Origin of the sequence: Flavobacterium algoriphilum (genome assembly GCF_048158655.1) — a bacterium.
GTDB lineage: Bacteria > Bacteroidota > Bacteroidia > Flavobacteriales > Flavobacteriaceae > Flavobacterium > Flavobacterium algoriphilum.
The window spans coordinates 64,454-85,205 of record NZ_JBLNKY010000004.1 but is presented as its reverse complement, the minus strand read 5'-3'; the positions used below and the strand labels follow the sequence as shown (position 1 = coordinate 85,205).

Below are 20,752 nucleotides of genomic sequence, written 5' to 3'. Positions count from 1 at the left end.
CTTAGGAGATAAAATGGATGGATTTATTATATCTCAGTAACTAAAAAGATATAGTTTGCTACTTCTTATTTATCGCAGCGTCATAATTTTCAGCTACTTTTTTCCAATTGATTACATTAAAAAAAGCATCGATATAGTTTTTCCGTTTGTATTGGTAATCCATATAATAAGCATGTTCCCAAACATCTAAAGCTAATATTGGAGTTCCGGGAATAAGTGCATTATTCATCAAAGGATTATCCTGATTTTGAGAGCTGGTCACTTGGAGTTTACCGGTTTTATCAACTACAAGCCATACCCAACCTGAACCAAATTGTTTTGTTGCTTCGTCTTTGAATAAAGTCACAAAATTTTCAAATGAACCAAAATCGGTTTTAATTGTTTCGTCTAAAATATCTGTGGGCTTTCCACCGGCTTTAGGAGCCATAATTTGCCAATATAAAGTATGATTGTAATAACCCCCAGCATTGTTTCTTGTATTGGCATCATTTAAATCTAACTTTGCTAATACTTCCTCAATAGTCAGGTTTTCTAATACAGTACCTGCAACAGCCTGATTCAAGTTATTAGTGTAGGTTAAATAATGTTTAGAATAATGCATTTCTAGTGTAATAGCCGAAATATTTGGTGCTAAAGCATCATAAGAATACGGTAGTTTTTCCAGTTGAAAAGAACCTTCATTAGCCTTTATATCATCAGGAATTCCTACTGATACTTTTTCTTGAGCTGTTGGTAAAGGAACTTCCACAACTTCAGTGAGTTTTTTGTTATTGCACGAGAGTAAAAGGATTGCTGTTACTAAACAAGGGATACAAAAATTAAACTTTCTCATGAGTTACTTTATTTTTTTTACAATAGAATTGATGATTTCGATATACTGTTCTTTAGCTTCATCTGTAGTTAGATGACTTATTTGCATCCAAGCATTTATTTTGAAAGCATCTCTTAAATGATTATTTGAGGTTTGTTTTAAATCTAAAGTTCCCAAAGTTGCCTGTTTATAAAAAGCATAAAGCCTTAGCTGAACATCTTGTGGTAAAGATGACTGAGTCATTTCAGAAGCTATTTCAACCGCTTCTTGAAATTGGGTATTTAAATCTTTTTCAATCATTATCCTTTTGTAGCAATAATTGTTTTTCCTCCAATTGCTTTTTGATTAAGAACTACATTTATGGGTGTTCCTAAAGGTAAAAATATATCTACTCTTGAACCAAATTTTATAAAACCGGCATCAGTTCCCTGAATTACCTGCATTCCTTCTTCGGCATAGTTTACAATTCTTCGGGCTAAAGCACCGGCAATTTGTCGGTATAGAATGGCACCGAATGTTTTATTTTCAATGACGACTGTTGTTCTTTCGTTTTCTTCGCTCGCTTTTGGATGCCAAGCCACTAAGAATTTTCCAGGATGGTATTTACTGAATTTTATAATTCCGCTTAGTCCATAACGCGTTACATGTACATTTATTGGTGACATGAAAATCGAAATTTGCAAACGTTTGTCTTTAAAATACTCTCCTTCGTAAACTTCTTCAATAACAACCACTTTTCCATCAACTGGAGCAAGTATTACATTGTCATTAAGTATGGCAGTTCTTTTTGGATTTCTGAAGAACTGTAAAATGATAATCAAAAGTAAAAAAGCACTTAATTGGATTAACATTTTAAGCCAATTGTGGTCAATAAATTTGTCGGACAATAAAAGCACTACAGCAGTAAAAATAGTGCCTAATAAAATTGATGGGGTTCCTTCTTTATGAAACATAGTTTAAGATTTGGTAAAATAAAAATATAATTGGTGCTACAAATATAACACTATCTAATCGATCTAGGATGCCTCCATGGCCTGGCATGATACTTCCGCTGTCTTTTACACCAGCTATACGTTTGAATTTGGATTCAATTAAATCTCCGATGGTGCCTACAATTCCAACAATTACAGCTATTGAAGTCCAAATTAAGACAGATCTATCACTAAATTGAGGATTGGCTCGGATATAGTATTTTGATATTAAATAACCCGCTACAACCGCAAAAACGATTCCGCCGAAGAATCCTTCTATTGTTTTTTTAGGTGAAATTTTTTCGAATAATTTGTTTCGCCCTATAGATTTCCCTACAATGTAGGCAAAGGTGTCATTAGTCCAAATTAAGATAAATAAACCAATTATAATTTTAGGATTATAGTCATTTATTCCAAATGAAATTTTAGTTATAAATATAAATGGAAGTATAATGTACCCTAATAAATACAAATATTTAGATGAAGTACTTATTTTTTGAATATTATCATAAAACAAGAAAAGGATGCATTTTATGGATATCACCAATGCTACCACCAATAAAACAACGTCTAATTGTTGAATGTTTATTGAAATTTCTAAATCAGTATTGAATAGCTGATTGATAGTATCTGTAGTAATTTTATTGTAATGGCTTACTAAAGTTACTATAGAATATAAAACTGTTCCGAAAAGTATTGGTAATAATTTATGTATTTGAATTAAATTGCAAAATTCATAAACTGTAATTATAAGAAAGATTCCAAATAGAATAAAAAAGCTTTCCGTTGAATATAAAATAGAAGCGAGTAATAATATGATATAAATAGCTCCTGATATACCTCGTTTTAGAGTTTCATTCATTTTAAAGATCTTCTAAAAGCAATAAATATAGATTTTTTGCCGAACTTCCATATTGTGTAAAATCTTCTTCTTTCGCTTTTTCGAAATATTTTATTGTAGTTATATTGGTAGGATAATCGGTTTGGTATTTCTTTTTTATAGCACTGAGTCCGTCACTTTTAGCATCAAGGATCTGACTTGTATGTGCTAAAATGATAATGTTTGCAGGTAATTCGTTTGGTTTGTTTTGTTTAATTTGCTTTGAAGAGAATAATATAGAACCTTCTTCAGCAATTAAATTTTCACAACCTGCAAGAATAAATTTTGGATTTTTAGGTTTGTCATAATTAAGCTTATTGTCCTCCAGCATCCCAAAAAGAGCAGGCTCATAACATAAAACTTCACTTTCAAACCAGTCATTCTCCTCGAGTATGTTTTCGAATTGTTCTTTTACTTCTTCAGAGTTCTCACAATATAAAAATTTACCACCATTTTTTTTAAAATTGTAGATGAATTTTTCATCTATAGAGGTAGCTTTATCAGCAAAGGATTTATTAAATTCACTTTCTTTATCTTCCTCAGAAGCCGGATTGCTAGAACCAAAAATTTTTCTAAAAAGACTCATATTCTTGTAAACTACTTAATTTATTATTTGAAAACGTTCAAAGATAAAAAAATCTTAATTCAAAAAAGGTTTTTGAATTAAGATTTTAAAATAAATTAAATAATAGGTGTTTTTTAAGAGACCACTTCCTCAAGATTTTTATCAAAAGTTCTTTTTCCAAAAATAGCTTCTAAATCATCTTTAAAAATAACTTCTTTCTCAATTAAAATATTTGCAAGTTGATCCAGTTTATCTTTATTTTCTTCTAATATTTCAATAGCTCTTTGGTACTGGCTTTCAATAAGTAACGAAATTTCTTCGTCAATTACTCGAGCAGTTTCTTCAGAATATGGTTTTGAAAAACTGTATTCACTTTGTCCGGTAGAATCATAATAAGTAACATTACCTATTTTTTCATTCAAACCATAAATGGTAACCATCGCACGAGCTTGTTTCGTTACTTTTTCTAAATCGCTTAATGCACCGGTTGAAATTCTGTTGAAAGTTACTTTTTCTGCAGCTCTTCCGCCCATTGTAGCACACATTTCGTCTAGCATTTGATCAGGGCGGACAATTAAACGTTCTTCTGGTAAATACCAAGCAGCACCTAAACTTTGTCCTCTAGGAACAATAGTTACTTTTATTAACGGAGCTGCGTGTTCAAGCATCCAACTTACCGTTGCGTGACCAGCTTCATGGATAGCAATTGCTTTCTTTTCTTCTGGAGTTACAATTTTATTTTTCTTTTCAAGACCACCTACAATTCGATCAACTGCATCAAGGAAATCTTGTTTGTCAACTGCTGTTTTGTTATGTCTTGCTGCAATCAAAGCTGCTTCATTACATACATTGGCAATATCAGCACCAGAAAACCCTGGAGTTTGTTTTGCTAAAAAGTCAGTATCCAATCCTTCTATTTTTTTCAAAGGAGCTAAGTGTACTTTAAAAATTTCAGCACGCTCACGAATATCTGGTAAGTCAACAAAAATTTGTCTGTCAAAGCGACCTGCACGCATTAACGCTTTGTCAAGAACATCAGCTCTATTTGTTGCTGCCAATACGATTACATTTGAATTGGTTCCAAAACCATCCATTTCAGTAAGTAATTGGTTTAGTGTGTTTTCGCGTTCGTCATTTCCACCTGACATATTGCTTTTTCCTCTGGCTCTACCAACCGCATCAATCTCATCAATAAAAATGATAGCAGGAGATTTTTCTTTTGCTTGTTTGAATAAGTCACGGACACGTGAAGCACCTACACCCACAAACATTTCAACAAAATCAGAACCTGATAAAGAGAAGAACGGTACTTGCGCTTCACCGGCAACTGCTTTTGCTAGTAACGTTTTTCCTGTTCCTGGAGGTCCTACGAGTAAAGCTCCTTTTGGAATTTTACCACCAAGGTTGGTGTACTTTTCAGGATTTTTCAAGAACTCAACAATTTCTTGAATCTCTTCTTTTGCACCTTCAAGGCCAGCAACATCCTTAAATGTAGTTTTGATATCAGTTTTTTCGTCAAAAAGCTTTGCTTTAGATTTTCCAATATTGAAAATTTGTCCGCCACCGCCACCGCCACCGCCTGACATTTTTCTCATGATAAAAATCCAAACCCCTATAATGATGATGATTGGTAATAAACTGATTAAGATATCAGACCAATTATTTTTTGGCAGGAAATTAAAATCTTTTAATTTTCCTTCAACAACAGCTTTTTCAAGTTTAGTTTGAAATATTTGATCATTACCAATATCGAATGAATAATGCGGACCTTTGTTAGGTCGGTCAAAAACATCTTTGGCAACTTTTTTGTTTTCAGGATCTTTCAAAGCTGCTGAGTTAAGATACACTTCAGCCTCAGTTTTATTGTAAACGATAACTTTTTCAATTTGACCTTTTTCTAAATAATTATTGAATTTAGAAGAAGTTAATTGCGCTGGTTCACTTAAAGTTGAGCCTCCAGTTATGAAACTTATAAACAAGAAAATTAAAAGAATTGCTGTATAAATTAACCAAGGACTTATTTTAAATTTATTCGAATTTGGATTATTCTCTTTAGCCATTATAAGTTTGTTTCTTTAGTATTTGTTTTCGATTGTAGTGATTTTTGCATCACCCCAAAGACTCTCAATGTTGTAATATTCTCGGATGTGTTTTTGGAAAACATGAACCACGATATTTACATAATCCATAAGAACCCATTCTGCATTATCAGTCCCTTCAACATGCCAAGGCTTGTCTTTTAATTCTTTTGAAACTGTTTTTTGGATTGAGTTTACAATTGCGTTAACTTGTGTGTTTGAATTTCCATTACAGATGATGAAATAGTCACAAACTGCCGTGTCTATTTCTCTTAAATCAAGAATGTCAATATCATTTCCTTTTACTTCTTCTATTCCTTTAATGATGTTCGCCAATAGCACATCATTGTTTATAGTCTTTTTCGCCATGAATTATTTTTATATATAAGTTTGTAAAGTTACCATTTTTTGTGATTATTTTTGAACCTTAACATAATATTAAATTCTGTTTCACAAAAAAACGTATATGAAACGTATCAAACTCGATGCCATAGATTCTACAAATGAATTCCTTAAACGGTTATCGAACAAACAAGAACTGGAAAATTTTACTGTTGTAACTGCTGAAAGCCAAACAAAAGGCAAAGGACAAATGGGTGCTGTTTGGGCTTCTGAAGCTAGTAAAAACATAATAATGAGCATTTTGGTAAAAGATTTTTTACCGAATATTTCGCAGATATACAATCTAAATATTGCAGTTTCTCTTGCTGTTATTAAAGTTTTAGAATTCTACGAGATTCCCAATCTTAGCATAAAATGGCCTAACGACATTATGTCATACAATAAAAAAATAGGTGGCATTTTGATAGAAAATAGTATTAAAAGTGACGGAACGATTATTTCTATAGTAGGTTTAGGGCTAAATGTAAATCAAACTAATTTCGAAAATCTACCTAAAGCATCCTCCTTAGCGGCTGTTTGTAATAAACAATTTGATAAAGAGGAGCTGCTTTTTTCTATTAAGGATAAGATTGAATCAAATATAAAATTATGGAAACACCAATCGGATTTTTTATGGTCTGATTACACTAATAAACTATTCAAAAAAGGAGTTCCAACGCCTTTTTCAGATCAAAATAATCAAAATTTTATGGGAATTATCCAAGGTGTTTCGCCTGTTGGAAAACTTCAGGTACTTTTAGAAGGAGATCGTGTTTCTGAATTTGACATTAAGGAAATTCAAATGTTGTATTAACCTTGGCCATAATGAGGTCTTCAAAGTATAAAAGAAAAAACCCTTTCAGTTTGACGCTAAAAGGGTTTATAAATTTTTTAAAAAAAGGTTTATAGTTTTGCCATGTTAGTAGCCAATGTTTCGATAAATTTTCCAATAGGACCTTTTATCATCATGGCCATCATAGGATTAAAATCTCCTTCAAAATCAAGTTTCACATCGCTTGAATTGTCTGAAATAGGATCAATATTTGCGATTAAAGTAAAAGGAAGTTTATCACTTGCAGCAGCCAAAACAATTTTGTTCGGCGCTACTTTTTCTTTCATTTTTAATTTTATTTCTGGCATGCCTTTTAATCCAAAAAGAAATGCATCGTCACTAATAACTTCAAATTTAGCAATGGTTTCCGGCATCAATTTTTCGAAATTTCTAACGTCACTCAATAAATCAAATAATTCTTGAGCTGATTTTGGTACAGTAACTTTTGGACTTTGTAAGTTCATAGTTTAGCGGATTGTATTTTTAAATTTTTTAAACTTCAATATTCCAATTTGACGGACTCACATTCCACTCTCTCAAGGTTTGTTCCTCATCTTCAGTAATATATTTTTTGGCAACAGCCAAATTCAATAAATTCGTATAATTACTGAGGGTAAATAAATCAATATTTGCATCTTTAAAATTTTGGTCTGCAACATCAAAACCATAGGTAAAAATGGCTGCCATACCTTTTATGTTTGCTCCTGCTGCACGCAAAGCCTCAACAGCAATTAAACTACTGTTTCCAGTACTGATCAAGTCTTCTACAACAACAACATTTTGTCCTTTTTGTAAAAAACCTTCTACTTGGTTTAATCTTCCGTGTTTTTTTGCCTCTGGGCGTACATACACAAATGGTAAGCCTAAACTTTCGGCTACGAGCATTCCTATTCCTATTGCTCCTGTTGCAACTCCCGCAATAACATCAGGTTTACCAAATTGTTTCTCAATGTTTTTGGCAAACTCATCCCGTACATAATTTCTTATGGCTGGAAATGAGAGTATTAATCGGTTATCACAGTAGATAGGAGATTTCCATCCGGAAGCCCATGTAAAAGGATTTCCTGGATTCAATTTAATTGCATTTATTTGCAAAAGCAATTCGGCTGTTTTTTCGGCTGTTTCTTTATTAAAAATCATACTACAAATGTATAAAGTTTTTGTTAACGACAAACCACTTTTTTTGACAAATCACATCTCTAAGGAGACGGATTTTCAACTTTTTTTATTAGAAAGTATTGACATAGAGCAACTTATAGTAAAAATCTTTCAAAATAAAATTCAAAAAGCCTACTTGTATCACCCTGATGAAAAGGAGATTATGAAGACTTTGAAAGCCAAAATTCCTGTTAATAAAGCTGGAGGCGGCTTGGTATACAATAAAAAAGGGGAGGTTTTATTCATTTTCAGAAACGGAAAATGGGATTTACCAAAGGGCGGAATCGAAAAAGGAGAAGAAATTGAAGCCACAGCCATGCGAGAAGTAGAGGAAGAGACTGGCGTAAATGGTTTAACAATTTCCCATAAACTTCAAAAAACGTATCATGTTTTTAGACGCAATGGAAAATATAAACTAAAAATTACGCATTGGTTCGAAATGCAATCTGATTTTGAAGGTACTCCACAAGGACAATTAGAAGAAGGAATCGAAAAGGTGGCCTGGATGAATCCGGAACAAATTAAGGAAGCTTTAAAAAATTCGTACGAGAACATAAAATTACTGTTTGAAGAAGAAAAAAGTCTTCATTCATAAATAACGCTATTTTGGGCGTGCCACCAATAATAAAAAGGGGCTAATCATCGTAATACTGATTAGCCCCTTTTTTATTACTGATGTCAGGCTATCCGCAGCACTTGGTGCTTAGCTTCTATCCTTTACTCAGTAGGAGTTATCCACATTCATTTTTTAGTATTCAGTTAAAGCTGTGATTCAAATGTAAGAATTTGTCTTGGGAGCTATGTTTTTATTTTTTGGATTCTCTTCGATTAAACGAATTACCCACGACTGCAGCTGAAAACTGCGACTGAATACTAAAAACTGATAACTGACCACTTTTTTTAAGTACTTTTGCAAAATGAATAAGAAACACCATTCCAACAATATACTTTTAAATTTAGGCATCGAAAGCCTGAATGAAATGCAGGAAGTCGCGCAAGATGCAATACTGAATGATAATAATGTTTTATTACTTTCTCCAACAGGTTCGGGTAAAACGCTCGCTTTTTTGTTACCTGTTTTAGAAATGTTACAGCCCGAAATCCAATCGGTTCAATGTTTAATTCTGGTTCCATCTCGTGAATTAGGTTTGCAAATTGAGCAGGTTTGGAAAAAAATGGGAACTGATTATAAAGTAAATGTGTGCTACGGCGGACATTCCATTGATACTGAAATAAAGAATTTAAGCAATCCACCAGCAGTTTTAATAGGAACGCCGGGAAGAATTGCAGATCATATCGACAGAGGAACTTTCCGAGTGGATAAAATCCAAACGTTGATTTTGGATGAATTTGACAAATCATTGCAATTGGGTTTCCATGAGCAAATGTCATTTATCATTGGGAAACTAACTAAACTAAACAAACGTGTTTTAGTTTCGGCAACTTCAGATATTGAGATTCCAAGATATACGAGAGTAGTAAACCCAACAATTCTGGACTTTATTCCAGAAAACGTAAAAGAGACGAATCTTTCCATGAAAATGGTTGTTTCTAAAGAAAAAGACAAAATTGGCAGTTTGTTCAATTTGATTTGTTCATTAAAATCGCAATCGGCAATTGTTTTTTGCAACCATCGTGATGCTGCAGAACGTATTAGTGATACGTTAAACGAAAAAGGAATTTATGCCACGTATTATCATGGCGGGATGGATCAAGATGAGAGAGAACGCGCGCTAATCCAATTTAGAAATGGAAGTGTGAGTTATTTAATCACTACCGATTTAGCTGCTCGTGGACTTGATATCCCCGAAATGAATCACGTAATTCATTATCATTTACCATCCAAAGAAGATGAATTCACCCATAGAAACGGACGTACAGCACGTATGTTAGCTTCTGGAACGGCGTATATCATTGCTCACGAAAGCGAGAAGAAAATGGATTACATCGATTATGGTATGGAATCGTTAAAAATTGAAAACTCGACTTCATTGCCAAAACCGCCGGAATTTCAGACGATTTACATCAGTGGGGGAAAGAAAAATAAATTAAATAAAATTGACATCGTAGGGTTCTTTTCTCAAAAAGGAAAACTGGAAAAAGGCGATTTAGGATTAATTGAAGTGAAAGATTTTATTTCTTTTGCGGCAGTGAAATTCAATAAAGTAAAAGATTTATTGCATGCCATAAAAGATGAAAAAATGAAAGGTAAGAAGTTTAAAATTGAAGTAGCCAGAAAAGTAATTAAGAAAGAAGAAGAGTAGTTTTTAGTCTAGAAGCTTCGGGATTAGTCGCGGTTTTCAGTTAAAAAAAATCGTTAACAGTAAAATATTTTACTGCTAACGATTTTTTTATTTGAATCAGCTGGAGGGCGAAATAGTGAAACACATTTTTTTAAACTTCAGAGACTGAAAACTGTGACTGGAAAAAAAACTATATCTTCTTCACGTATTGTGTAATAATGACAATAGTCTGACCATCAACTTTTCCTTCAATATATTCTGCATTTTCGTGGTCCAGTCTAATATTACGAACTGCAGTTCCTTGTTTAGCTACCATACTCGAACCTTTTACTTTTAAATCTTTGATTAAAACAACTGAATCTCCGTGTTCCAAGATTACTCCGTTACTGTCACGGTGAATCACTTTGTTTTCATCATCTTCACCTTCACCTGTAGCTTGTGCCCAAGCCAAAGTATCTTCATCTAAATACATTTGGTCCAATAATTCTTGAGGCCAACCTGCCGAACGAAGACGACTTAACATTCTCCATGCAACAACTTGTACTGGAATATGTTCACTCCACATGCTGTCATTTAAAGATCTCCAATGGTTTAAATCTTGAGTATCCGGATTTTCAATTTGATCGATACAGGTGGTACAAGCTAAAATGCTTTCATTAATTCCACCTTTTTTTGTAGGCAACACTTGATATACCTTTAAGTTTTCTGTTGCACCACAAAGTTCACATTTTGATCCACTTCGTTTATTTAATTCTCTTTCTATACTCATGTCTAATGGCTTTTATTTTTAGTAAAAATACGGCTAAATAGCCTTTCACAAATTTATATCTGTTGTCCCAGTAGTTACTATTTAACCCGAACCGCGTCAGGAACCAACATTTCGTATTGACCGCCATTGCGAATTACATCTCTCACAATGCTGGAGCTGATATACGAAGTTTTTGCAGCGGTTAATAAAAAAACGGTTTCTATTTTTGCTAAACGGCGATTGGTGTGGGCAATGGCTTTTTCGAATTCGAAATCGGCTGGATTTCGCAACCCACGGAGGATAAAATCGGCTTTTAATTTTTTGCAAAGTTCAGTGGTTAAACCTTCATACGTAATCACTGAAACTTTGGGTTCGTTTTTGAATGTTTCTTCTATAAATCCTTTTCTTTCTTCGAGTGAAAACATGTATTTTTTTTCGGCATTGACACCAATAGCAATTACGATTTCATCAAATAAAGAAATGCTTCTCTTGATGATGTCTTCATGTCCTAAAGTGATTGGGTCAAAGGAACCTGGGAATATGGCTTTTCTCATTTATTTTATTTTTAAACTAAAGCCAATTCTATCGCATTCGTAAACAAATCTTCTAATGAGATTCCGGCGGCTTTGGCTTGTTGCGGAATCAAACTTTCCGTGGTTAATCCCGGGATAGTGTTCATTTCCAGCATATGAGGTTCTCCGTTTACAATAATAAATTCGCTTCTGGAGAACCCTTTCATTTTTAGGACATCATACGCGCGTTTGGCTATTTCGCTTACTTTTTGGGTCATTTCATCCGAGATTCTTGCGGGTGTGATTTCCTGGGATTTACCCAAATATTTGGCTTCATAATCGAAAAAATCATTATCAGAAACGATTTCGGTTATTGGTAAAACGGTTACGGTTCCTTTGTAATTAATTACACCTACAGAAACCTCCGTGCCATCAAGGAAACTTTCTATGATGATTTCGTTATCCTCTTTGTAAGCTACTTCTATTGCTATTGGCAATTCGGCGGCAGTTTTAACTTTGGAAATTCCAAAACTGGAGCCTGCTTTATTGGGTTTTACAAAACAAGGCAATCCTACTTTGGTTACAATTTCTTCGGTATTGATGCTATCGCCTTTGTTTAGGTAATAAGAAATAGCCGTTTTTATTCCGTATGGCTTTAAAACCGACAATAAATCACGTTTATTGAACGTTAATGCTGCTTGGTAATAATCACAAGATGTTTGTGGAATTTGCAATAATTCGAAATAAGCTTGCATTAATCCATCTTCGCCCGGAGTTCCGTGAATGGCATTGAAAATGCAATCAAAAGTGATTTTAGTTCCGTTTATTGTTACTGAAAAATCATTTTTATCGATCGGGAATTCGGCATCATTGGTATCAACATAAACCCATTTTTCTTTGAAAATATGGATTCGGAATCCGTTGTATTTAGTTTTATCAAGAAATTGATATACGACGTTTCCACTGATAAGTGAGATTTTATACTCGCTGGAATATCCGCCCATGATGATGGCAATGTTTTTCATTTTATACGTTTAATCGGTTAAACGTTTAATCGATTAACCGATTAAACGTATTCTAAACAAAATTATCATTTTTTTTGAAACGAAATAGCTTTATCTTTGCCGCATATAAAAATAAATTTATGACTTTACGTAAGTATCTTACAAGCCGTGTCTTTTTTGGGCAAGCATTAATTGCTCTTGCCATTATTGCCGTTTTGGGCTATTTGTTTATGCATTGGTTGACATTTACAACAGATCATGGTCATGAAATTGCTGTTCCGGATTTGCGTAAGCTCACCGAAGAACAAGTAGAGAATAAGTTGGATGAATTGGATTTAGATTACGTGCTTTTGGACAGTGTGGATTTTAGAAATGATTTCCCAAAGTTTAGTGTCGTGGAGCAAGATCCATTGCCCGGGACTAAAGTAAAAGTAGGTAGAAAGGTGTATATCAAAATCAACGCTTCAGGATTTTCGTCTGTGCGAATTCCTGATTTGATTGAAAAAACATATCGTGAAGCAGTGCCCACATTGAAAGCTTTAGGCCTTGAAGAAGGAACTATTACTTATGTTCCAAATCTTGGAAAAGATATGGTACTGGAAATGCGTTACAAAGGCAGAAACCTAAAAGTAGGGGATAGAGTCTTGAAATCCTCCAAAATTGATTTGGTTTTAGGAGACGGAAAAATGAGTTATGAAGAGGAAAGTGGAGCAGTAGACAGTCTTGCAACACAGTTAGAACCAACACCAGCAAATGAACAATAATATAGATACAGTAGATTTAGAAGAAGAGTTATTTGAACATTTTAGATTTGAAGTTCCGAAAGGCCAAGCGCCTTTACGAATTGATAAATATTTGATGGGTTTGATTCAAAATGCCACTCGGAATAAAATACAAACAGCAGCAACTGAAGGGAATATTTTTGTAAATGACGCCACTGTGAAGTCGAATTACAAAGTGAAAGCCAATGATGTTGTTCGCGTTATGCTAACGCATCCACCTTATGAAAACCATATTAATCCAGAGAATATTCCGCTTGATATTGTTTATGAAGATGATGCGTTGTTATTGATTAACAAATTGCCAGGAATGGTGGTTCATCCCGGTCATGGGAATTATACGGGAACTTTGGTTCATGCTTTGGCCTATCATTTTGATAATTTGCCTATGAACAGCAGCGAACGTCCCGGACTTGTGCATCGAATTGATAAAGACACTTCTGGTTTATTGGTTATTGCCAAAACGGAAGCAGCGATGACACATCTTGCCAAACAATTTGAAGCAAAAACTTCCGAAAGAGAATATGTTGCTTTAGTTTGGGGAAATGTGGTTGAAGAGCAAGGAACGATTGAAGGAAACTTAGCGCGTCACCTCAAAGATCGCATGCAAATGGCAGTTTTTGCTGATCCGGAAATAGGGAAACCAGCTGTGACGCATTATAAAGTGTTGGAGCGTTTTGGATACGTGACGTTAATTTCGTGCCAGTTGGAAACAGGAAGAACACACCAAATTAGAGCGCATTTAAAACACATAGGGCATCCTCTTTTTAATGACGAGCGCTATGGCGGTCATTTGATTCTAAAAGGGACTACGTTTACTAAGTACAAACAATTTATAGAAAACTGTTTCAAAGCATTGCCTAGACAGGCCTTACATGCCAAGACTTTGGGCTTTGTACATCCTGCAACAGGAGAAATGATGCGTTTTGATACGGAACTTCCACAGGATTTTCAGAATTGTATTGAAAAATGGCGCGGATATTCAAAATCCCATACCAAGGACGACGAAGAAGAAAATTAAAAATATAAAAGCCCCGAATGGGGCTTTTTAAATGGTGTTTTACGAGTGATTAAATGGAAAGTAAAAGTTCATTTCGCAAATTGGCATTTTTTATTTGTATGATTATAATAGGGTTTACAAACGTCAATATTCATTTATCAAAATAAATTTATTCGTACAAAATTGTGATTACTCTTCCTCTGTAAAAAGTTAATCGGTTTCCAAATGGATCAATAGCTTCTATATAAATCCCACTGGGACTCCAAGAAGCTTTTTCTATATTGAGTCTGTTGAATTTGTAGTTTTTGGATATGATTTTTTCGTACCGGTAAGATTATTGGAGTTTTCGATAAGAGATCTAACTATGTAAGTAATTTATTATAAGTAAATTATAATTACAAAATAGAGTCAAATTTACAATTTTACAATTTTTTTTATATTTGGAAACTCAAAAGTATAGCTTTTACCAAGAAGAAATAGTAGTCCATGAACTATAGACTCTGGAAGAAAATTTAGCTTATTTAAATAAGAGTCGTATGTTTTATTACAATAATTAGTGATTAAAAAAGGAGAAGAATTAGAAGTGATATAAATATCCGTTATCCTTTTACAGTCAAGTACGGTGTTTTCGTTAAAACACGAAAAGCTTACTTTTTGATTTCCATTTTTTAGAGTAACCAAATCGAAAATGGATAATGGAATCATTGGATTTATAAGATAGAAAAGTAGTGATTTGGAAACATCAATTATAAACCATTTTTGCAATTCTCTGGAATACACTTCGTTAAATGCATGACCGCCTTTAAGACTGGGGTCATTTGAAATTACTTTCAGTCCCCATTCTTTTACTTTTAAATCATTTATTACACAAAAATTATTGAAAACTTGCGAAAAATCACTGCAAACACCTCCTTCTCCGTTCATCATTTTTCTTAAAGCGATTTCTGATGATTTCCCTAATCCCTCCCCGCCTTTTATGTTGTTTCTTAGCCAAATAGCTATTTTTTTTGCTTTATCGATGTCACTTAATACGTTTTTTGTTTTTTCGAAATTTAATGGATTTAATTCAAAATAGATTTCAGGAATATCGGCTGTTTTATTAATGTTATTGTAACAAAAATTTTCTACGCGATCAACAGATGCATTTTTAGATAATAATCTAAATCGTACTTCGTATAGTAAAGGATGCCTTCTTAAATACCAAATTAAAGATCTACTCATTGTTCAATAATTTATCCTGTTTTTAAACAATTAAAATAAAGAAATGAAACGTAAAAAATTATTTTTTTTAATTGTAAACGTTTAGTAATTAAGTAGGTATGTCAAATATAGTGAAATTAACTATTTAAAAATTATTTTTTCTGGTTAACCGTTTAAGAGTAAATAAAAAGGTCCAAAAGGGACTTTTAAGTTGTTTTTAAATGCATTCTAACGAGTTCCTAAAATTATTTTTTTAAAGGATAATTTGCTTCGAAAGTTTTAAATCGAGTGTCGAGATTTTTAAGCAATTTTTTTTTTACAGAAGTGTCTTTTATAAAACTATAATTGATACTGTTGTAAACAAATTGTTTAATATTAACGTAAGTTATTTCTTTGTATCTTTTTGCTAATAGCACATATTGCTCCGTCATATTGGTTCTTAATATGCCAGCATCATCGGTACTGATGACTATCGGAACGCCAAATTCTTTATACAATGTCAACGGATGACGGTTTTCTTTTACTTTTAAAATAAATTCATTACTCACCAGATTTATTTCGATCGGAATTGTTTTCCTAGCCATATACCGCAATAAATTATAAGAATTTTGCTCATACGCGATATCCACACCATGACCAATACGATTTGCTCCGGCAATATACACAGCTGCATTGATATGCCAAGTAAGGTCTTCAGGTTGCACTAAACCAAGGGTCAGTTCACCGGCGTGTAACGTATATTTTACATTTGGATAACGAGAATGGCAATATTTAAACATTACCATGTGCAACCAATAATCTTTCATCGATGTTTCGCCATCTTCCGGGGAAACAATGTTAACACCGGCCATAAGCGGACTGTTATCTGCCGAAATAAAAGCAATGACCAGATTTTTAAATAAATCGACCGGTTCCATGAAACGCAGAACAAAATTTTGATAACGCATTGTAAAGCGGGCATCATCAATTTGAAGGTCATTATGAAGTTTTGCTACAAATTTAGTATTGAAATCATTGGCGTACGATGCAGCATCTTTTTGCAGTAAAGCATTGTAAATAGAATCCAGCGATTTTATAATTGCTATCTCATCTTTTACTTTTGCTAATTGTCGCAATCGGGTGTTGAATTGGGTTAAATCATCGGTGTTCATAGCACAAGGAATCGTAGCTAATTGCGTTTCAATATAACTCACATTCTCAGTAATGGCTCTGTTTTTTAGTTCCAATAGTCCTTGTCCAAAATTACCTTTGATTGCTGGTTCAAACTTCATAAACGATTCAAAAAATAACTTGTCCGAAGGATAATCCACATGATTGTAATCTTTCACAGACCATCTTTGCATAATTTTTTGTTTATAGACAGCTAGTTCCCCACGACTTTTCAGTGTAGAAAATTGTTCCCAGTTTCCAGTGGATTTTTTTTCTTTTTGCACTTGCATGGTTTCGGTATTGAGGTAAAGATCATCAGCAATGGCTCGTTCTAATAGTGGTTCTGCATAAATCGATCCGGAATAGTGGTGGTGTAAATCGCCTCCTTTAGGCATTTGAGAAAAGAAAGCGGTTAATTTGGCTTCATTATTTCTAATCTTTTCAAAATACTCGTTAGTAGATTGTGAGTAACCGATATTCAAAAGAGCAGTAAAGAGTAAAGTATAAAGTAATTTCATATTGTAATTTCAATTGGATGATTTGTTTAATGACCTTTGCTAAATCGTCAAAAATGAATTTAGCTTAGAAACTAAGAAGTTTAATAAGCATTTTAAACGAAGGTTTATTTTTTTCAAATTTAAGCAATTCCGTTTTCTATTTTATGCATCGAATAAAAAGTTTTACTTTTGCAATTCGATAAAAAAGTATTTTGCCATTTTCTAATTTGATATACTTTGGTTTATTTTGTACTGATTTATTTGTACAATTTCGTATTATACGTATTGATTTCTTTCGGGATTTTGATTTCATGAATCCTGACGTTAACATTTTACACATCTAGTAAACAACCCATGAAGAAATATTTTGATTTTAAGCAAGCTGTAAATTATAAAGCTGAATTTTTAGCGGGTTTAACCGTGGCCATGACCATGATTCCTGAATCACTGTCTTTTGCTATATTGGCAGGTTTTCCTCCTTTGACAGGTTTATATGCCGCTTTTATTATGGGTTTGGTTACTGCAATAGTGGGAGGCAGACCTGGAATGGTTTCCGGAGGAGCAGGGGCAACGGTGATTGTATTAATTGCCTTGATGAAATCAAACGGTTTAGAATATGTTTTTGCTGCCGTTGCTTTAGCGGGAATTATACAAATTTTAGTTGGTGTTTTTAAACTTGGGAAATTCATACGTTTGGTGCCACAACCGGTAATGTTTGGGTTTGTCAATGGTTTAGCGGTTATTATTTTTATGTCGCAGTTGGAACAATTCAAAACTATTGTTAACGGTCAGAGTATTTGGCTTTCCGGTAGCCCAATGTTGATTATGCTTGGTTTAGTTGCATTGACAATCGGAATCGTTGTTTTTTTGCCAAAAATTACTAAAGCTGTTCCAGCCTCATTAGTAGCGATTATAGTTGTTTTTGCGTTGGTTTTTTTCTTTGGTATTGAAACCAAAACAGTAAGAGACATAGCTTCAATAAGTGGGGGTTTTCCACCATTCCACATTCCGAATATTCCATTGAATTTTGAAACTTTGCAATTGATATTTCCTTATGCTTTGATCATGGCATCGGTAGGATTAACGGAAGGTTTATTGACTTTGAATTTAGTCGATGAAATCACCGAAACAAAAGGAAATGGAAATCGGGAATGCATCGCACAAGGAAGTGCAAATATCCTGAATGGGTTTTTCTTTGGAATGGGCGGTTGTCCCATGATAGCGCAAACATTAGTGAATCTTTCCGCAGGATCCAGAGCCCGTTTATCCGGAATTATTGCTGCGTTGACAATATTGATGATTATTTTATTTGGTGCACCAATAATTGAGCAATTACCTATGGCTGCTTTGGTTGGGGTCATGATTATGGTTGCTATTGGAACATTTGAATGGGCTAGTTTTCGCATCATCAATAAAATGCCGAAACATGATATTTTTGTTGGAGTTGTAGTGGCGTTAATTACTATTTTATTGCACAATTTGGCTTTGGCAGTTTTAATTGGAGTAATTATTTCTGCTTTGGTTTTTGCTTGGGAAAGTGCCAAACGAATTCGTGCCAAGAAATATGTTGATGAAAAAGGAGTGAAGCATTATGAAATATATGGTCCTTTATTTTTTGCATCTACAGCAGCATTTACCGAAAAATTTGATATTTCTAATGATCCAAACGAGGTAATCATTGATTTTAAAGAAAGTAAAATTACCGATATGAGTGCAATTGAAGCCGTTAATAAAATCACGGAACGCTACGCCAAACGCAATAAAACAGTTCATCTCCGTCATTTAAGTTCTGATTGCCGTCAGCTATTGAAAAATGCGGACGACGTTATTGAAGTCAATATTATTGAAGATCCAACGTATCAAGTGATTTCTGAATAATTTAGAATAAAAATAGATTTCGGTATCTATTCAAGACCTCTTAATTAAGCTGGGAATGGAATTTTATTTTACCAATTGATCCTGTTTCCGTTGGAATTAATTCAAAAATAGAATTAGGAGCGAGCTTTGCTTCAATACGATGGGAAACATAGATAATCGTCATTTTAGTTTCTTGGATTAAAATATTGATGAGTTGTATTACCAAGGCTACATTTTCATCGTCTAAGCCTTCTACCGGTTCATCTAAAATAACTAATGGCGGGTGTTTTAGAACGGCACGAATAATCAGTGCGACTCTTTGTTGACCAATAGAGAGTTGATTAAACATTTTATTCTTTAAATGGCTCATCTCAATTACCTCAAGCCATTGGGCTACAATTTGTTTTTGTAAAGTGGTTGGTTCAGTGTATAAACCGATAGTGTCAAAAAAACCGGACAGAATCATTTGTTCTAAACTATTATTTCTTTGGAATAATTCCATCATTGGCGTTGAGAAAATACCAATTTGTTTTTTGATTTCCCAAACACTTTCACCGCTACCTTTTTTTCGTCCAAAAAGGTATAATTCTTGTCCGAATCCTTTTGGGTTATCCCCTGTAATCATGGATAAAAGCGTGCTTTTTCCAGAACCGTTCGGCCCAATAAGTTGCCAAAATTCACCTTGTTTGATAGTCCAGGAAATCCTGTCTACAATTTTTCTATCCTCATAACTCACGGAAATTCCATTCATTTTTATAAGAACACTTTCGTTATAATCAAAAGATTTTAATGGTTTTGGAATTAAAGAAGTTGCGACTATTTTCTCATTGGTTTCAATTACATTGATTTTGTTTAAAGTAAAAGAATTATCAATTATTTGCCCTTTATTTTCAATAAAAGGAAGTAAATCATTGGCACGGTTTACCAATTGTAAAATACGAACAGAAGCCGATAATTTCTCGAGGGAATTAAACAATGTTACTCTGGAGGATTGGTCTAAATGATCAAAAGGATTATCAAAAATGATATAATCTGGATTTTGATTGACACAATAGCGTAAAAACTCTTTTTTTTGTTCACCAGAGGAAAAAGTACGTAGTTTTCTGTTTGATTCTGGAGCAGCTTCTACAATATCATAACGATTTTCTCTTGTGATGAATTTTTCAATAGCAATATCTGAAAAAAGAATCCCTTTCAGTTCATTAAAAGTAGTTAATTCACCTTTTGCTTCTCCTGATAACAAGGTTTCAATAAATTTTTTTTTATTTACCTGATTAGATAAAAGGATGTTCCAATGTGTATTTTTGTACATTTTAAGATAAGTAATTTGTGGCGCTAAGTGCAAGTACAAAATTAAACGTATAGTTTTTTAAACACAAATTTTACAGCTTTTGTTTTGATGGAAAATGTTTCTAATTTTCTGTAAGCTAAAATTGGAATTACGGATTATGCTGTTTGTTATTATTTATTTATTAAAAGCTGCATCAATAAGTCGGTTTGTTCTTCATTTCCTAATGTGAAAACATGTTTGTCAAATTCGACAAACCCATTTTTCGAATAGAATCTTAGCGCTCTGTGATTTTCTTCCCAGACACCAAGCCAAATGGAAGCAACACCCGTTTCTTGTCCAATTTTTTTTACTTTATCAATTAACAATTGACCTACATTCTTTCCATGAAAAGCTTGTGAAACGTAAATTCGATGTACTTCCAAAGCATTATCATTAATGGTTTCGGTTTGGGCATCGCCAAAATTTATTTTTAAATAACCAAGTATTTCGTTGCCTGAAGTGGCCAGATAAAACTGGGAATTTACATTGTTTAATTCAGCAGCTAATTGTTCTGAATTAAAACTTTCACTGACATAATTAGCAATATTTTCGGGTGTATTTACCGCTGCAAAAGTTTCTATAAAAGTTTGGGTACCTATCTTTTGTAAGGTTTCAAGATCAGATAGTGTGGCTTTTCTAATTTCTATTGGATTCATGATAGTAAATTGTCTATTGGTTTTTTTCAAAGTTCAAAAATACACAAAAATTTTTGGTGGCTATTTTCATTTTCTATTATACTATTAAACAAATCAATTCA

23 protein-coding genes are annotated in these 20,752 nt (G+C 33.4%); 6 read left to right on the top strand and 17 right to left on the bottom strand.

All coding sequences use genetic code 11. From position 1 onward, the window contains the following. Positions 1 to 58: 58 nt before the first annotated feature. The 7 genes from ACM55G_RS08815 to rsfS form a co-directional block, all read right to left on the bottom strand. Positions 59 to 832 (bottom strand): superoxide dismutase, encoded by a 774-nt coding sequence (locus ACM55G_RS08815; protein WP_416843540.1) that lies wholly within the window; start codon positions 830 to 832, stop codon positions 59 to 61. A 3-nt stretch (positions 833 to 835) separates the two neighbouring features. Further along, positions 836 to 1,111, bottom strand: a complete 276-nt coding sequence (locus ACM55G_RS08810) for an acyl-CoA-binding protein (protein ID WP_416843539.1) — start codon at positions 1,109 to 1,111, stop codon at positions 836 to 838. Continuing rightward, positions 1,111 to 1,764 carry a phosphatidylserine decarboxylase family protein gene (locus ACM55G_RS08805; protein ID WP_416843538.1) on the bottom strand — a complete coding sequence of 218 codons (654 nt, stop codon included), beginning with the start codon at positions 1,762 to 1,764 and terminating at the stop codon, positions 1,111 to 1,113. Before ACM55G_RS08805 ends, ACM55G_RS08810 begins: the two co-directional genes overlap by 1 nt. Beyond that, complete coding sequence (locus ACM55G_RS08800) at positions 1,754 to 2,644, bottom strand: phosphatidate cytidylyltransferase (protein ID WP_416843537.1); 891 nt, start codon at positions 2,642 to 2,644, stop codon at positions 1,754 to 1,756. Before ACM55G_RS08800 ends, ACM55G_RS08805 begins: the two co-directional genes overlap by 11 nt. A 1-nt stretch (position 2,645) precedes the next feature. After that, on the bottom strand, positions 2,646 to 3,248 hold the full coding sequence (locus ACM55G_RS08795) for an LUD domain-containing protein (RefSeq protein WP_416843536.1): 603 nt from the start codon (positions 3,246 to 3,248) through the stop codon (positions 2,646 to 2,648). Between the two features lie 113 nt (positions 3,249 to 3,361). Next, the gene (ftsH, locus tag ACM55G_RS08790; protein WP_416843535.1) at positions 3,362 to 5,287 is read right to left on the bottom strand and encodes an ATP-dependent zinc metalloprotease FtsH; all 1,926 of its coding nucleotides are present in this window, start codon (positions 5,285 to 5,287) and stop codon (positions 3,362 to 3,364) included. Between the two features lie 15 nt (positions 5,288 to 5,302). Then, a complete protein-coding gene (gene rsfS, locus ACM55G_RS08785; RefSeq protein ID WP_039109645.1) occupies positions 5,303 to 5,674 on the bottom strand; it encodes a ribosome silencing factor in 372 nt (123 codons plus the stop codon). Between the two features lie 97 nt (positions 5,675 to 5,771). Here rsfS and ACM55G_RS08780 point away from each other — a divergent pair, with 97 nt between their 5' ends. After that, entirely contained in the window at positions 5,772 to 6,500 is a 729-nt protein-coding gene (locus ACM55G_RS08780; protein WP_416843534.1) for a biotin--[acetyl-CoA-carboxylase] ligase, read from the top strand. A gap of 89 nt (positions 6,501 to 6,589) precedes the next feature. Here the strand turns inward: ACM55G_RS08780 and ACM55G_RS08775 are convergent, their stop codons facing one another. Together ACM55G_RS08775 and pyrE are read right to left on the bottom strand one after the other, a co-directional pair. Continuing rightward, positions 6,590 to 6,982 (bottom strand): SRPBCC family protein, encoded by a 393-nt coding sequence (locus tag ACM55G_RS08775; RefSeq protein WP_416843533.1) that lies wholly within the window; start codon positions 6,980 to 6,982, stop codon positions 6,590 to 6,592. 28 nt (positions 6,983 to 7,010) lie between these two features. Then, positions 7,011 to 7,658: an orotate phosphoribosyltransferase gene (gene pyrE / locus ACM55G_RS08770; protein ID WP_416843532.1), complete on the bottom strand. Its 648-nt coding sequence runs from the start codon at positions 7,656 to 7,658 to the stop codon at positions 7,011 to 7,013. 7 nt (positions 7,659 to 7,665) lie between these two features. Between pyrE and ACM55G_RS08765 the strand changes: the two genes are divergently transcribed. Continuing rightward, the gene (locus ACM55G_RS08765; protein ID WP_416843531.1) at positions 7,666 to 8,271 is read left to right on the top strand and encodes an NUDIX hydrolase; all 606 of its coding nucleotides are present in this window, start codon (positions 7,666 to 7,668) and stop codon (positions 8,269 to 8,271) included. A 322-nt stretch (positions 8,272 to 8,593) separates the two neighbouring features. Next, positions 8,594 to 9,940, top strand: coding sequence for a DEAD/DEAH box helicase (locus tag ACM55G_RS08760; protein ID WP_416843530.1), 1,347 nt, complete (start codon positions 8,594 to 8,596; stop codon positions 9,938 to 9,940). Positions 9,941 to 10,109: 169 nt separating this feature from the next. Here the strand turns inward: ACM55G_RS08760 and ACM55G_RS08755 are convergent, their stop codons facing one another. From ACM55G_RS08755 to ACM55G_RS08745, 3 genes are all read right to left on the bottom strand, one after another. Further along, a complete protein-coding gene (locus ACM55G_RS08755) occupies positions 10,110 to 10,688 on the bottom strand; it encodes a PhnA domain-containing protein (RefSeq protein ID WP_416843529.1) in 579 nt (192 codons plus the stop codon). 77 nt (positions 10,689 to 10,765) lie between these two features. After that, complete coding sequence (gene coaD, locus ACM55G_RS08750) at positions 10,766 to 11,221, bottom strand: pantetheine-phosphate adenylyltransferase (protein ID WP_416843528.1); 456 nt, start codon at positions 11,219 to 11,221, stop codon at positions 10,766 to 10,768. Positions 11,222 to 11,232: 11 nt separating this feature from the next. Further along, entirely contained in the window at positions 11,233 to 12,204 is a 972-nt protein-coding gene (locus ACM55G_RS08745) for a D-alanine--D-alanine ligase (protein WP_416843527.1), read from the bottom strand. Between the two features lie 119 nt (positions 12,205 to 12,323). Here ACM55G_RS08745 and ACM55G_RS08740 point away from each other — a divergent pair, with 119 nt between their 5' ends. Next, complete coding sequence (locus ACM55G_RS08740) at positions 12,324 to 12,947, top strand: PASTA domain-containing protein (protein ID WP_416843526.1); 624 nt, start codon at positions 12,324 to 12,326, stop codon at positions 12,945 to 12,947. After that, positions 12,937 to 13,983, top strand: coding sequence for an RluA family pseudouridine synthase (locus tag ACM55G_RS08735; RefSeq protein ID WP_416843524.1), 1,047 nt, complete (start codon positions 12,937 to 12,939; stop codon positions 13,981 to 13,983). Before ACM55G_RS08740 ends, ACM55G_RS08735 begins: the two co-directional genes overlap by 11 nt. Before the next feature lie 148 nt (positions 13,984 to 14,131). Here the strand turns inward: ACM55G_RS08735 and ACM55G_RS08730 are convergent, their stop codons facing one another. From ACM55G_RS08730 to ACM55G_RS08720, 3 genes are all read right to left on the bottom strand, one after another. Then, positions 14,132 to 14,275, bottom strand: coding sequence for a hypothetical protein (locus ACM55G_RS08730; RefSeq protein ID WP_416843715.1), 144 nt, complete (start codon positions 14,273 to 14,275; stop codon positions 14,132 to 14,134). Positions 14,276 to 14,376: 101 nt separating this feature from the next. Then, the gene (locus tag ACM55G_RS08725; protein ID WP_416843523.1) at positions 14,377 to 15,183 is read right to left on the bottom strand and encodes a transglutaminase domain-containing protein; all 807 of its coding nucleotides are present in this window, start codon (positions 15,181 to 15,183) and stop codon (positions 14,377 to 14,379) included. A gap of 224 nt (positions 15,184 to 15,407) precedes the next feature. After that, positions 15,408 to 16,829 (bottom strand): adenosine deaminase, encoded by a 1,422-nt coding sequence (locus tag ACM55G_RS08720; RefSeq protein WP_416843522.1) that lies wholly within the window; start codon positions 16,827 to 16,829, stop codon positions 15,408 to 15,410. A 333-nt stretch (positions 16,830 to 17,162) separates the two neighbouring features. Between ACM55G_RS08720 and ACM55G_RS08715 the strand changes: the two genes are divergently transcribed. Beyond that, the gene (locus ACM55G_RS08715) at positions 17,163 to 18,686 is read left to right on the top strand and encodes a SulP family inorganic anion transporter (protein WP_416843521.1); all 1,524 of its coding nucleotides are present in this window, start codon (positions 17,163 to 17,165) and stop codon (positions 18,684 to 18,686) included. Between the two features lie 40 nt (positions 18,687 to 18,726). Here ACM55G_RS08715 and ACM55G_RS08710 read toward each other — a convergent pair whose 3' ends face one another. Together ACM55G_RS08710 and ACM55G_RS08705 are read right to left on the bottom strand one after the other, a co-directional pair. Then, the gene (locus ACM55G_RS08710) at positions 18,727 to 19,977 is read right to left on the bottom strand and encodes an ATP-binding cassette domain-containing protein (RefSeq protein WP_416843520.1); all 1,251 of its coding nucleotides are present in this window, start codon (positions 19,975 to 19,977) and stop codon (positions 18,727 to 18,729) included. Positions 19,978 to 20,126: 149 nt separating this feature from the next. Further along, positions 20,127 to 20,651, bottom strand: a complete 525-nt coding sequence (locus ACM55G_RS08705; protein ID WP_416843519.1) for a GNAT family N-acetyltransferase — start codon at positions 20,649 to 20,651, stop codon at positions 20,127 to 20,129. Positions 20,652 to 20,752 lie beyond the last annotated feature (101 nt).